Here is a 12,065-nt window from a genome sequence, read left to right as displayed (position 1 = left end):
CATGACCTCCGCTTCCGACGTCCCCGTCATCGGCCACTGGATCGACGGCGCCGCCCGCGCCTCCGCGAGCGGTCGCACCGCTCCCGTCCACAACCCCGCGACGGGTGCGGTGACCGGGCATGTCGCCCTGGCCGACGACTCCGAGATCGCGGATGCCATCGCCTCCGCCCAGCGCGGATTCCAGGTGTGGAGCGCCTACTCGATCGCGCGTCGCCAGGCGGTGATGTTCGCGTTCCGTGAACTGCTGAACGCGCGCAAGGGTGAACTGGCAGCGATCATCACCGCCGAGCACGGCAAGGTCCGCTCCGATGCGATGGGCGAGATCCTGCGCGGTCAGGAGGTCGTGGAGCTCGCGACCGGGTTCCCGCACCTGATCAAGGGCGCGTATTCGGAGAACGTGTCGACCAGCATCGACGTGTACTCGCTCAAGCAGCCCCTCGGCGTCGTCGGCATCATCTCGCCGTTCAACTTCCCGGCGATGGTGCCGATGTGGTTCTTCCCGGTAGCGATCGCCGCGGGCAACGCCGTGGTGCTCAAGCCCAGCGAGAAGGATCCGTCCGCCGCGCTCTGGATCGCCGCCCTCTGGGCCGAGGCGGGCCTGCCCGACGGTGTGTTCACCGTGCTGCAGGGCGACAAGCAGGCGGTGGACGGTCTGCTGGAGAGCCCGGACGTCGCCTCGATCTCGTTCGTCGGCTCGACGCCCATCGCCCAGTACATCTATGAGACCGCGTCGCGCCACGGCAAGCGGGTGCAGGCGCTCGGCGGCGCGAAGAACCACATGCTCGTCCTGCCGGATGCCGATCTCGACCTGGTCGCCGACCAGGCCGTGAACGCGGGATTCGGCGCGGCGGGGGAGCGGTGCATGGCCGTGTCCGTCGTCCTCGCGGTCGAGCCCGTTGCGGACGCGCTGATCGCGCGGATCTCCCAGCGCATCGCGGGGCTGCGCATCGGCGACGGAGCGGGCGGTGCCGACGGCGAACCCGACATGGGTCCGCTGATCACCGCGGAGCACCGCGCGAAGGTGTCGGGCTACGTCGACATCGCCGAGGCCGACGGCGCGCGCATCGTGGTCGACGGCCGAGGTCTGACCGTCGACGGGAACGGGGACGGCTTCTGGTTCGGGCCGACGCTCATCGACGAGATCCCGACCTCTTCACGGGCCTACCAGGAGGAGATCTTCGGGCCGGTGCTGTCGGTGGTGCGGGTGCAGACCTTCCAGGAGGGGGTCGACCTGATCAACTCCGGCCGGTTCGGCAACGGCACGGCGATCTTCACGAACGACGGCGGGGCGGCTCGCCGCTTCCAGCACGAGGTGCAGGTCGGGATGATCGGCATCAACGTGCCCATCCCGGTCCCCGTGGCCTATCACTCGTTCGGCGGCTGGAAGGCGTCGCTGTTCGGCGATGCGAAGGCGTACGGTGTCCATGGCTTCGACTTCTTCACCCGCGAGAAGGCGATCACCAGCCGGTGGCTCGACCCCGCCCTCCACGGCGGCATCGATCTCGGCTTTCCCCAGAACAGCTGAGCGGATGCGGGCAGGAGGCGCCATGACCGAGGACGGGAACTGGTTCCATCGTCGCGGCACGATCGGCCGCGACGGCTGGGAGAGCGTGATCGACGACGCGACACCCGGCTGGGCGCACACCGGCGTCCGCATCGGCGAGATCGGTGCGGGGGAGAGCCTCGCGCTCGCCGACACCGGGGTGGAGCGCATCATCGTGCCGCTCTCCGGATCGTTCGCCGTCGCGCACACCGAGGAGGGCGCGACCACCGAGACGCCGCTCGCCGGGCGCCGCTCCGTGTTCGACGGTCCAACGGACGTCCTCTACCTCTCGGCGGCGGCCACGGCCGTCATCACGGGCACCGGTCGAGTGGCCGTGGCCTCGTCCCCCACGTCCGTCGTGCACCCAACGCGGCACATCCGCGCGGCCGAGACCCCGGTCGAGCTCCGAGGCGCCGGCGCCTCCAGTCGGCAGGTGCACAACTTCGGCACGCCAGAGGCGCTCGACGCCGAGCGCCTCATCGTGTGCGAGGTCATCACGCCCGCCGAGAACTGGTCGTCGTACCCGCCGCACAAGCACGACGAGCACGCGCCGGGGCGGGAATCGCGGCTCGAGGAGATCTACTACTTCGAGGCGGCGCCCACGCGCTCCGGCGGAGACGTCGCGGCAGCCGACGCGGCATTCGGGATGTTCGCGACCTATTCCTCGGCCGCCGGCGAGATCGACATCGCCGAACGGGTCCGCACCGGCGACATCGCCCTCGTACCCTTCGGGTTCCACGGCCCTGCCGTGGCCGCCCCCGGCTACGACCTCTACTACCTCAACGTCATGGCCGGCCCCGACCGGGAGCGGGCCTGGCTCATCACCGACGACCCCGCGCACGCGTGGGTGCGCGACAGCTGGAGCGGGCAGGACATCGATCCGCGGCTTCCCTACCGAGCAGACGGAGAACACCGATGAAGACGCGACGGATGACGGTCGGCCAGGCACTGGTCGAGTTCCTCTCCCGGCAGTGGACGGTCGACGGCGACCTGCGCGAACGCACAGTGCCCGGCATGTTCGGCATCTTCGGACATGGGAACGTCGCCGGTCTCGGTCAGGCGCTGCAGCAGTACAACCTCGAGCAGCCCGACCTGATGCCGTACTACCAGGCCCGCAACGAGCAGGCGATGGTGCACCAGGCCGTGGGCTTCGCCCGGATGCATCGCCGCAGGGCGACGTTCGCGAGCACAGCCTCGGTCGGTCCCGGCGCCTCGAACATGCTCACCGGCGCGGCGCTCGCGACCACCAACCGGCTTCCGGCACTGCTGCTGCCGAGCGACACCTTCGCCACGCGCGTGGCCGACCCCGTGCTGCAGCAGTTGGAGCGGCCGCACGACATCGGGCTCACCGTGAACGACGCGTTCCGCCCGCTCTCGGTCTTCTTCGACCGGGTGCAGCGCCCCGAGCAGCTGTTCTCGATCGCGCTGGCCGCGATGCGCGTGCTCACCGACCCCGCCGAGACGGGGGCGGTGACGATCGCCCTGCCCGAAGACGTGCAGGCCGAAGCGCTGGATGTCCCGCTCGAGTTCCTCCAGGACAGGGAGTGGCACATCCGCCGCCCGCTTCCGGAGCGCGGACCGCTGGCCCGGGCCGTCGCGGCGATCCGCGGCGCGAAGCAGCCGATCCTCGTCGCGGGCGGCGGCGTCATCTACTCCGAAGCGGAACAGGCGCTGCGCGCGTTCGTCGAGGCCACCGGCATCCCGGTCGGAACCACGCAGGCGGGCGGTGGCGCCCTGCCCTGGGATCACCCGCAGTACCTGGGCGGCATCGGCGCGACCGGCACCACCGCGGCGAACCGCATCGCGGCGGAGGCCGACGTCATCATCGGTGTCGGCACCCGGTACAGCGACTTCACGACGGCATCCCGCACGGCCTTCCAGAACCCCAGTGCGGTGTTCGTCAACATCAACGTCGCGGCTTTCGACGCCTACAAGCACGGCTCGCAGCTGCCCGTCGTCGCGGATGCCCGCGAGGCACTGCTCGCGCTGGTCGAGGAGCTCCGTGGCTTCCGGGTCGCGGAGAGCCTCAGCACGCGCATCGCCGACGAGAAGCGCGATTGGGATGCGGTGGTCGACCAGGCCCTCGCCCCCACGGGCCGCGAGCTGCCCGGCCAGCCCGAGATCATCGGCGCCGTGCGGGGGGCCGTCGCCGACGAGGACGTCATCGTGCAGGCGGCCGGCTCGCTCCCCGGCGACCTGCACAAGCTGTGGCGCGTCAGCGATCCGCTGGGCTATCACGTCGAATACGCGTACTCCTGCATGGGGTACGAGATCGCGGGAGGTCTCGGCGTCAAACGCGGGCTGATGGCATCCGGTGACGAGCGCGACGTCGTCGTCATGGTCGGCGATGGCTCGTACCTGATGCTGAGCTCCGAGCTCGCGACCGCGGTGGCCGAGGGCATCAAGATCATCGTCGTGCTCATCCAGAACCAGGGCTACGCCTCGATCGGTCACCTCTCGGAGACGGTGGGCTCGGAACGCTTCGGCACGAAGTATCGCCGCTACGATGACGAGGCGCGCAACTTCCAACGCGGCGACGTGCTGCCGGTCGACCTCGCCATGAATGCGCGCAGCTACGGCGTCGACGTGATCGAGATCGCGAAGGGTCCTGCGGCGGTCGACGATCTGCGTGCGGCGGTCGCCGCCGCGAAGGCCTCCGAGCGGACGACGCTCATCCACGTCGAGAGCGATCCGACGGTCTACGGTCCCGACGGCGAGGGTTGGTGGGACGTGCCGGTGGCCGCGGTCTCGAGCACCGAGACCGCTCGACGGGCGCGCGAGGAGTACGAAGGTCAGCGTGCCGCACAGCGCCCGCTGCTGGGGTGAGGATGCCGGTCGCGCCCACCCCAGGCGCTTCCCATCCGTCACCGCGTACCCTGGAGGGTATGACTGAGACTCCCCGCACGCGCGAGACGCGCCCACAGGCAGCGCCCGCGTCGTCCCGTTCGGGGGCCGTCCGCGAGACCAAGAAGCCACAGGTGCGCCCGGCGACCGAGGGGTGGACCCAGCAGAAGGATGCCGAGGGGCGTCCGCTCCTGCAGTTCGCGAGCCCCAAGCGCGGCAAGCCGCCCGTGCACCTGGCCGACCTCACGCCGGCCGAGCGCATCGAGAAAGTGAAGGAGCTCGGGCTCCCCGGGTTCCGCGCGAAGCAGCTGTCGACGCACTACTTCCGTCACTACACCTCCGACCCCGAGCAGATGACCGACCTCCCGGCCGACACCCGCGAGCAGCTCGTCGCCGGGATGCTGCCGCCGCTGCTCACCGAGGTCCGCCGACTCGAGACCGACCGCGGCGACACGATCAAGTTCCTGTGGCGCCTGCACGACGGCGCCCTGGTCGAGTCGGTGCTCATGCGCTACCCCGGCCGCATCACGCTGTGCGTGTCGAGCCAGGCCGGCTGCGGAATGAACTGCCCGTTCTGCGCGACCGGACAGGCGGGGCTGACCCGCAACATGTCTACCGCCGAGATCATCGAGCAGATCGTGCGCGCCAACCGGCTCATCGCCGAGGGTGGCCTGGGTGGCAAGAAGTCCGACGACCACAGCATGGAGCGCGTCTCCAACATCGTCTTCATGGGGATGGGTGAGCCGCTCGCCAACTACAAGCGCGTGATGGATGCGGTGCGGTCGATGGTCGCCCCGCAGCCCGACGGCCTCGGCATGAGCGCCCGCGGCATCACGGTGTCGACGGTCGGCCTGGTGCCGGCGATCAAGAAGCTCGCCGACGAGGGCATCCCGGTCACGTTCGCGCTGTCGCTGCACGCGCCGGACGATCACCTGCGAGACGAGCTCATCCCGGTGAACTCCCGCTGGAAGGTCGATGAGGCACTGGATGCCGCCTACGACTACTACGCCAAGACCGGCCGTCGAGTCTCGATCGAGTACGCGCTCATCAAGGACATGAACGACCACGCCTGGCGCGCCGACCTGCTGGCCGAGAAGCTCAACCAGCGCGGACGCGGCTGGGTGCACGTGAACCCGATCCCGCTGAACCCGACGCCCGGTTCGATCTGGACGGCATCCGAGAAGGACGTCACGAACGAGTTCGTGCGCCGCCTGAACGATGCCGGCATCCCGACCACCCTCCGCGACACCCGCGGCAAGGAGATCGACGGCGCCTGCGGTCAGCTCGTCGCCACCACCGAAGACGAGGCAGCCTCCGCGGCGATGGCCTGAGGCGCACCCGCGCGGCGGGCGTCGATGGCGCCGAGCTGCTCGGTGCGGTCGAGCCAGCGGGTGATCGTGGCGTTGCTCGCGTCCTTCACGCCGAGCATGCGGTGCGTGCGCACCGAGCGGATGCCGCAGAAGCGCATCGTGCCGCGGGCGACGTGGGTCTGCGCGGGGAGCCCGGTGAACGGCGCGAAGTACCAGGGCGTGTCCGCGAGCAGGAGGAGACGCCCGTTGCGCGCCGGCAGCAGTCCCTCGGGGAGACCGAGCTTCGTGTAGCGGTACTCCTGCTGCGGCAGCAGCGCTCGGTCGAAGAAGCCCTTGAGCACAGCGGGCACCGATCCCCACCAGAGCGGCGTCGTGATGACGATCGTGTCGGCGCTCTGCAGCGCGCGCTTCGCCTCGACGAGGTCGGGCTCGAGCGTCATGCGCTCCCGGTAGCCGAAGTGCAGGTTCGGGTCGAAGTCGAGGTCGCGCAGGGCGAGCACCCGGGCATCGCCGTGCCCCGCGGCATAGCGCCGGGCAAGCGCGGCGGTCAGGGAGCGGGTGTCGGGGTGGCCGTCGATCACGAGAGCGGACATGGCTTTGTTCCTATCTGGACAGTGTCAAGCTGGTGGACAGTGTCAAGATAGGAGACAATGTTGCTCATGTCAAGTTCGAAGGACGGCTATCACCACGGCGATCTCGCCCGGGCCCTGGAAGACGCCGCCATGCAACTGCTGGAGCGGATGCCGGCGGCCGAGATCAGCCTGCGCGAGGTCGCACGGGCGGCGAACGTCAGCCACAACGCGCCGTACCACCACTTCTCCGATCGGCTTGGACTGCTCAAAGCGATCGCCGAGCGCAGCATGGCCGACCTCCTCGACCAGGTCCGTGCGGCCGCCGAGAAGGCATCGACGCCGCGGGCGGCGCTCACGGACGGCGGCTCGGCGTACGTCCGTTTCGCGGTCGAGCATCCGCACGCTTTCGACGCCGTCTACGATCCGACCGTCTGCGTCCCCGGATCCCCGACCGCGACGATGGCGCCCCTGATCGACGGGCTCGAAACCGTGCTCGCCGAGGGCGCGGCTGCGGCGGGGCTCGACCGACCGACCGATGTCGTGGCGCTGTGGGGGCTGATCCACGGACTCGGCACCCTCGCCGCCGCCGGACACTTCACGCTGGACGAGGGTCTGTCCGCCTACGCCGCCGCTCTCGACCGCCTGCTCCCGGCGTCCTGAATCCACCGGGCGGCACGGAAGCTGGGAGGCGTTCCAAGGACTCTTCCACGCTATCCACAGGCGATGTTTCGTAGATTGTTCGGATGCCCTATTCCGCCCATCGACCGGGTCGCTACGACTCGCAGGGTCGGATCATCATCGACGGCGAATCCGACGCCGTCACCGATGACCTCGACTTCCTGCGCGAATTCGAGCCGACCGGCGCCGACGACGCCACCCGCGAGGTGCCCGTCGCAGAGCCTGCGGAGGCGACCCCGATCGCCGATGCGGTCGCCGCCGACGAGTCCTCCCCGGTGAAGCCCCCGCGCGAACCCCGCGTTCGCAGACCCCGCCGGAAGCGCGCGCCGCGCACGCCCGGCTCCCGTGCCCGGGCCCTCGCGATCCTCGGCGGAGCGGAAGGCGAGATCCTCGACCGCGTCCCCGGCGAGACGCCCCGCTTCGTGCAGATGTTCTTCGTGCTCGCCGGCACTGCGCTGGTCTCTGCGATCTCGATGCTCTTCGCCCTCACCACCGGCGTGCAGGCAGCGATCTGGCTGGCCGTGCCGCTGGCGCTCGTGTGGGCGCTCATCATCTTCAACCTCGATCGCTTCCTCACCTCGACCATGAGCTCGACGCGGAACGTCTGGCGCCTCATCGGCCTCGCGATCCCGCGTGTGATCATGGCGGCGATCATCGGCTTCGTCGTCGCCGAGCCGTTGGTGCTGCAGATCTTCCACAACGACATCGCGCGCGAGGTCGCATCGACCAACATCACGCAGTCGCAGTCCGACCAGGAGGCACTCGAAAGCGGGCCGGAGAAGATCGCGCTGGATGCCGCCACCGCCAAGGTCGCCGAACTCGAGAACCAGGCCGCGACCGGCATCGTCGCGGGCACGGAATCCTCCTCGGCGACCGAGTCGGCCGCCCAGGCCACGGTCGACGACGTGACCGCGAAGATGACCGAGCAGCAGAAGGTCATCGATCAGGCGCGCGTGCTCTACCAGTGCGAGTTGACCGGTGAGGGCGCGGGCACGGTCCCCGGCTGCACCGGGGTGAACGGTGAGGGCGCGAGCTCGGATGCCGCCAAGGCGCAGCTCGCCGAGGCTCAGCAGACGTACGACGCGCTCGCCGCACAGCTGCGCACCGCGAACGAGGAGCTCGCCGCCGCCGGCACCGCCGCCAAGGAGAACACCTCGACCTCGGAGTCGACGAACCGTGAGCAGGCGAAGTCCCAGCTGCCGGCCGCGCGCGACACCTACGACCAGGCGCTCGCCGCATACAATGCGCGCGCGGATGCCGTGGCCCAGGGCAACGCCGGAGCCGTCGGACTGCTCAGCCAGATCAGCGGACTGAACCGCCTCAGCGAGAAGGAGCCCACCATCCTGTGGGCGCACATCCTCATCGCCGCGCTGTTCTTCATGATCGAGCTGCTGCCCGTGCTGGTGAAGGTGCTCACGAGCTACGGCGACCCGAGCCTCTACGAGAAGGCCGCGGCCATCCGCAAGCAGGTCGCCCTGGACCGGGTGACCGCCGAGGGCTTCCGCGACCGCGCCGATATCGTCACGACCCCTGCCCCCGCGCCCGCGCCTGCCCCTGCGCCTGCCCCTGCCCCTGCGTCGGCTTCCCAGGCTCAGGCGACCTGACGCTGCGGCTTTCCTTCCGGTCGCAGTTTCTGCCGTCCGCCCACGCGATGAGCGGCAGGAACTGCGACCGGAAGCAGGGCGTCGGCGATCACGGACCCGGGACGACGCGGGGCAGCCAGAGTCAGCGAGCGGATCAGGGCGATCGTCGACGGTGAGCGCGACCACTCGGATCCGGTGAGGGCCGCTTCGATCAGGGCCAGCGGCCGTTGCAACGCCGGATCATGCTGACGAGCATCGTCACTGAGCCACTCGACGAGCTGAGCTATGGTCCAATTCGGATCAATTGGCTCAAGATCGCGGGCGAGGGTGGTCAATGGCGTGTTCATTGGTCCAGAATCAGGTCTCATGAGCACGGATGACAGGGCCAATAAGTGGCCACTGGACCACGGATCGGCTACGGATGCCTCTCCGGCTCTCGTGCGCGGCGGCGAGGTGTCATCCGACGTGCTCGCGGCGCGACTCGGTCGCTGGACGCATGGCGACGGCACGCTCGCCACTCGGCTCGCCCGCGGCATCGAGTCCCTGATCACGGGCGGCGAACTGCGCTCCGGCGATCGGCTGCCGGCCGAGCGCGCTCTCGCCGCGGCGAGCTCCGTGTCGCGCGGCACCGTCGTCGCCGCATACGCCGACCTCGCCGAGCGCGGTCTGGTGGATCGGCGGCAGGGGAGTGGCACGCGCATCGCCGGTGCCGCGGCATCCGTGGCTCCCGTCCAGCGGCAGGGGCGGGGAGAGGCGCTGTTCTCGGCGCTGCCCAATGCGATCGACCTGCTGCGCACCGTGCCGCAGATCTCCGAGCTGGGCGTGCAGCTCATCAGCGAGCACACGCCGCGGCTCGAGCTGGCGCTGCTGCCCGAGACCGACCCCGCAGGCCTCCCCGCGCTGCGCACCCTCATCGCCGACATGTACATCGCCGAGGGCACCCCGACGACGCCGGAGCAGATCCTCGTCACGCACGGCGCGCAGCAGGCCATCAGCCTCGTCGTCAACGCTCTCGTCAGCCCGGGCGACGTCGTCCTCGCCGAGGAGATCACCTGGCCGGGCGTCACCGACTCGGTCGGGTTGCGCGGTGGCACGGTGCACGGCGTCCCGATGGGTCCGGACGGGCTCGACGTCGACGCGCTCGAACAGGCCCTCGCTCGCCTGCGACCCGTGCTCGTCGCCCTCAACCCCCACCACCAGAACCCCACGGGGTCGCGCCTTCCCGCTGCCGCGCGGCATCGCGTCGCCGAACTCGCCGCCCAGTACGGCGTGCCCGTGATCGAGGACCGCGTCGTGGCTGGCATCTCCTTCGACGGGGTGGTGCCGCCGACCCTCGCCGCCGAACGGGCGGACGCCCCGATCATCGTCGTGGAGTCGGTGTCGAAGTGGGTGTGGGCGGGTTTGCGCATCGGATGGCTGCGCGCCGACCCCGTGCTCGTGCGCCGGCTGCGCGGGGCCCGCCAGCTCGCCGACCAATCCACGAGCGTGCCGGGGCAGCTGCTCGCCCTCGACCTGATCGCCCGCGCCGACGACCTTCGCCGGGCGAACAGCCGCATCCACCAGGAGCGCCTGCGTCTGCTGCAGGAGCTGATGGCCGAGCATCTGCCCGACTGGAGGGTCGAGGCGCCCCGCGGTGGACTGTCGCTGTGGGTCCGGGTTCCGGTGGGTTCCGCCGCCGCGCTCGCGAGGGTCGCCGCGACGCACGGGGTCTCGATCGCCGGGAGCGCGGCGTTCGCTGTCTCCGTCTCGCCCGACGACCACATCCGCATCCCCTTCACCGCGCCCGACGATGTGCTCACCGAGGGCATCCGCCGGCTCGGCGCCGCCTGGCGTGAGTATCGGGAGACTCTCGGGATGCGTTCCTAGGATGACGCGCATGACTCGGATGCAGCGCCGGACCCTGTGGACTCAGACCCTGTGGATCTCGATCGCCGGCGTGCTCGCGGTCACGGCCTACGCGGCGCTCGCCGCCGTGCAGATACTGGTGTGGACGCCCCTTGCGGCAGCGCCAGGGCTCTCGCTGGATCAGATCAGAGGAGAACTGAGCGACGCCGGTGAGTCGATGAGCGTGGGCATGACCATCGCGATCCTCGGTGTCGGGGTCGTGCTCTCCCTGGTCGTCGCGGTGGTGGCCGTGCGTGCGCGTGCCCATCCCGTGGTTCCCGCGATGAGTCTCCTGAGCCTCCTCATGCTCGGAGGCCCCGGCTTCTTCATCGCATCCTTCGGACCGGGCATGGCGCTGGCCGACACCTTCATGATCTCGGCAGGCGTGACCCTTCCCGGTGTGCGACCGTTCTACGCGGTCAGTGCACTCGCCGCCGCTGCCCTGGTGATCGGCGGGGTCGTCACCGTGCTCCGTGCACGCTCCGCTCCCGCGTCGGTCTGACCCCGAGCCCCGCATCCGACCCCCATCCGGCCCCCATCCAACCCGACCATCGCATGCAGCCAGTAGCGTTGTTCCATGGTCAACTATCGCTATCTCGGCAACAGCGGTCTCAAGGTCTCGGAGATCACCTACGGCAACTGGGTCACCCACGCCTCGCAGGTCGGTGATGACGCCGCGGTCAAGACCGTGCACGCCGCACTGGATGCCGGAATCACCACCTTCGACACCGCCGACACCTACGCCAACACGGCTGCGGAGGTCGTGCTCGGCAAAGCTCTGGAGGGGCAGCGCCGTGAGGGGCTGGAGATCTTCACGAAGGTCTACTTCCCCACCGGCCCCAAGGGTCCGAACGACACCGGCCTGAGCCGTAAGCACATCTTCGAGTCGATCAACGGCTCGCTCACGCGCCTCGGCACCGACTACGTCGACCTGTACCAGGCGCACCGCTTCGACTACGAGACTCCGCTCGAGGAGACGTTCCAGGCGTTCGCCGACGTCGTCCGCCAGGGCAAGGCGCTCTACATCGGCGTCTCGGAGTGGACGGCCGAGCAGCTGCGCGAAGGCCACGCCCTCGCGAAGCAGCTCGGCATCCAGCTCATCTCGAACCAGCCGCAGTACTCCATGCTGTGGCGCGTGATCGAGGGCAAGGTCGTGCCGGCATCCGAAGAGCTGGGCATCTCGCAGATCGTCTGGTCGCCGATGGCGCAGGGCGTGCTCAGCGGCAAGTACCTGCCCGGTCAGCCGGTGCCCGAGGGCTCGCGCGCGACCGATCCACACAGCGGCGCCGACTTCATCAAGAGCTTCCTGCAGGACGACATCCTCACCGCCGTCCAGCGACTGAAGCCGATCGCCGACCAGGCGGGGCTGTCGATGCCGCAGCTCGCGATCGCGTGGGTGCTGCAGAACCCGAACGTGGCCGCAGCCCTGGTCGGAGCCTCCCGTCCGGAGCAGCTCGCCGAGACGGTCAAGGCCTCGGGAGTGAAGCTCGATTCCGACACCCTGGCCGCGATCGACACGGCCCTGGGCGACACGGTCAACCGCGACGCCGAGCACACCTACTCGGTGTCGCCGAAGGCGCGCCTGACCTGATTCTCGGGCACTCTCGCTGAAGCCCCGGTTTCGCGCCCAGACCCCCGTCTGCAGACGTTC

11 protein-coding genes are annotated in these 12,065 nt (G+C 69.8%); 9 read left to right on the top strand and 2 right to left on the bottom strand.

What is annotated here, in order from left to right:
• The first annotated feature begins 1 nt into the window (after window position 1).
• From ACFC14_RS03565 to rlmN, 4 genes are read left to right on the top strand one after another with little or no spacing between them, the layout of a single operon-like run.
• Window positions 2-1,525, top strand: a complete 1,524-nt coding sequence (locus tag ACFC14_RS03565; protein WP_376101250.1) for a CoA-acylating methylmalonate-semialdehyde dehydrogenase — start codon at window positions 2-4, stop codon at window positions 1,523-1,525.
• Window positions 1,526-1,547: 22 nt separating this feature from the next.
• Window positions 1,548-2,462 carry a 5-deoxy-glucuronate isomerase gene (iolB, locus tag ACFC14_RS03560; RefSeq protein ID WP_376101249.1) on the top strand — a complete coding sequence of 305 codons (915 nt, stop codon included), beginning with the start codon at window positions 1,548-1,550 and terminating at the stop codon, window positions 2,460-2,462.
• On the top strand, window positions 2,459-4,369 hold the full coding sequence (iolD, locus tag ACFC14_RS03555) for a 3D-(3,5/4)-trihydroxycyclohexane-1,2-dione acylhydrolase (decyclizing) (protein WP_376101248.1): 1,911 nt from the start codon (window positions 2,459-2,461) through the stop codon (window positions 4,367-4,369). The genes iolB and iolD overlap by 4 nt, the downstream gene beginning before the upstream one ends.
• Window positions 4,370-4,428: 59 nt before the next feature.
• A complete protein-coding gene (rlmN, locus tag ACFC14_RS03550; protein WP_376101247.1) occupies window positions 4,429-5,718 on the top strand; it encodes a 23S rRNA (adenine(2503)-C(2))-methyltransferase RlmN in 1,290 nt (429 codons plus the stop codon).
• Here the strand turns inward: rlmN and ACFC14_RS03545 are convergent.
• Entirely contained in the window at window positions 5,667-6,290 is a 624-nt protein-coding gene (locus ACFC14_RS03545; protein WP_376101246.1) for an NAD(P)H-dependent oxidoreductase, read from the bottom strand. The genes rlmN and ACFC14_RS03545 overlap by 52 nt on opposite strands.
• 66 nt (window positions 6,291-6,356) lie before the next feature.
• Here ACFC14_RS03545 and ACFC14_RS03540 point away from each other — a divergent pair, with 66 nt between their 5' ends.
• Both ACFC14_RS03540 and ACFC14_RS03535 read left to right on the top strand, forming a co-directional pair.
• Complete coding sequence (locus tag ACFC14_RS03540) at window positions 6,357-6,929, top strand: TetR/AcrR family transcriptional regulator (protein ID WP_376101245.1); 573 nt, start codon at window positions 6,357-6,359, stop codon at window positions 6,927-6,929.
• Window positions 6,930-7,012: 83 nt separating this feature from the next.
• Window positions 7,013-8,551: a DUF4407 domain-containing protein gene (locus tag ACFC14_RS03535; protein WP_376101244.1), complete on the top strand. Its 1,539-nt coding sequence runs from the start codon at window positions 7,013-7,015 to the stop codon at window positions 8,549-8,551.
• Here the strand turns inward: ACFC14_RS03535 and ACFC14_RS03530 are convergent.
• Window positions 8,539-8,877 carry a hypothetical protein gene (locus ACFC14_RS03530; protein ID WP_376101243.1) on the bottom strand — a complete coding sequence of 113 codons (339 nt, stop codon included), beginning with the start codon at window positions 8,875-8,877 and terminating at the stop codon, window positions 8,539-8,541. The genes ACFC14_RS03535 and ACFC14_RS03530 overlap by 13 nt on opposite strands.
• A gap of 19 nt (window positions 8,878-8,896) precedes the next feature.
• Here ACFC14_RS03530 and ACFC14_RS03525 point away from each other — a divergent pair, with 19 nt between their 5' ends.
• From ACFC14_RS03525 to ACFC14_RS03515, 3 genes are all read left to right on the top strand, one after another.
• Complete coding sequence (locus tag ACFC14_RS03525; protein ID WP_376101242.1) at window positions 8,897-10,396, top strand: PLP-dependent aminotransferase family protein; 1,500 nt, start codon at window positions 8,897-8,899, stop codon at window positions 10,394-10,396.
• A 10-nt stretch (window positions 10,397-10,406) separates the two neighbouring features.
• Entirely contained in the window at window positions 10,407-10,916 is a 510-nt protein-coding gene (locus tag ACFC14_RS03520; protein WP_376101241.1) for a hypothetical protein, read from the top strand.
• A gap of 75 nt (window positions 10,917-10,991) precedes the next feature.
• Window positions 10,992-12,005, top strand: coding sequence for an aldo/keto reductase family protein (locus tag ACFC14_RS03515; protein ID WP_376101240.1), 1,014 nt, complete (start codon window positions 10,992-10,994; stop codon window positions 12,003-12,005).
• Window positions 12,006-12,065 lie beyond the last annotated feature (60 nt).

This window comes from Microbacterium sp. NPDC055988, assembly GCF_042269505.1.
Classification (GTDB): domain Bacteria; phylum Actinomycetota; class Actinomycetes; order Actinomycetales; family Microbacteriaceae; genus Microbacterium.
The sequence above is the reverse complement of the archived record's forward strand: the minus strand, read 5'-3'. Positions and strand labels throughout refer to the sequence as shown.

Excerpts from the sequence above, each read along its gene's own strand:
- ACFC14_RS03515 (WP_376101240.1), top strand. The coding sequence starts at position 10,992 with ATGGTCAACTATCGCTATCTCGGCAACAGCGGTCTCAAGGTCTCGGAG.
- ACFC14_RS03535 (WP_376101244.1), top strand. The coding sequence starts at position 7,013 with ATGCCCTATTCCGCCCATCGACCGGGTCGCTACGACTCGCAGGGTCGG.
- iolB (WP_376101249.1), top strand. The coding sequence starts at position 1,548 with ATGACCGAGGACGGGAACTGGTTCCATCGTCGCGGCACGATCGGCCGC.
- iolD (WP_376101248.1), top strand. The coding sequence starts at position 2,459 with ATGAAGACGCGACGGATGACGGTCGGCCAGGCACTGGTCGAGTTCCTC.
- ACFC14_RS03565 (WP_376101250.1), top strand. The coding sequence starts at position 2 with ATGACCTCCGCTTCCGACGTCCCCGTCATCGGCCACTGGATCGACGGC.
- ACFC14_RS03545 (WP_376101246.1), bottom strand. The coding sequence starts at position 6,290 with ATGTCCGCTCTCGTGATCGACGGCCACCCCGACACCCGCTCCCTGACC.
- ACFC14_RS03530 (WP_376101243.1), bottom strand. The coding sequence starts at position 8,877 with ATGAACACGCCATTGACCACCCTCGCCCGCGATCTTGAGCCAATTGAT.
- rlmN (WP_376101247.1), top strand. The coding sequence starts at position 4,429 with ATGACTGAGACTCCCCGCACGCGCGAGACGCGCCCACAGGCAGCGCCC.
- ACFC14_RS03540 (WP_376101245.1), top strand. The coding sequence starts at position 6,357 with ATGTCAAGTTCGAAGGACGGCTATCACCACGGCGATCTCGCCCGGGCC.
- ACFC14_RS03525 (WP_376101242.1), top strand. The coding sequence starts at position 8,897 with ATGAGCACGGATGACAGGGCCAATAAGTGGCCACTGGACCACGGATCG.
- ACFC14_RS03520 (WP_376101241.1), top strand. The coding sequence starts at position 10,407 with ATGACTCGGATGCAGCGCCGGACCCTGTGGACTCAGACCCTGTGGATC.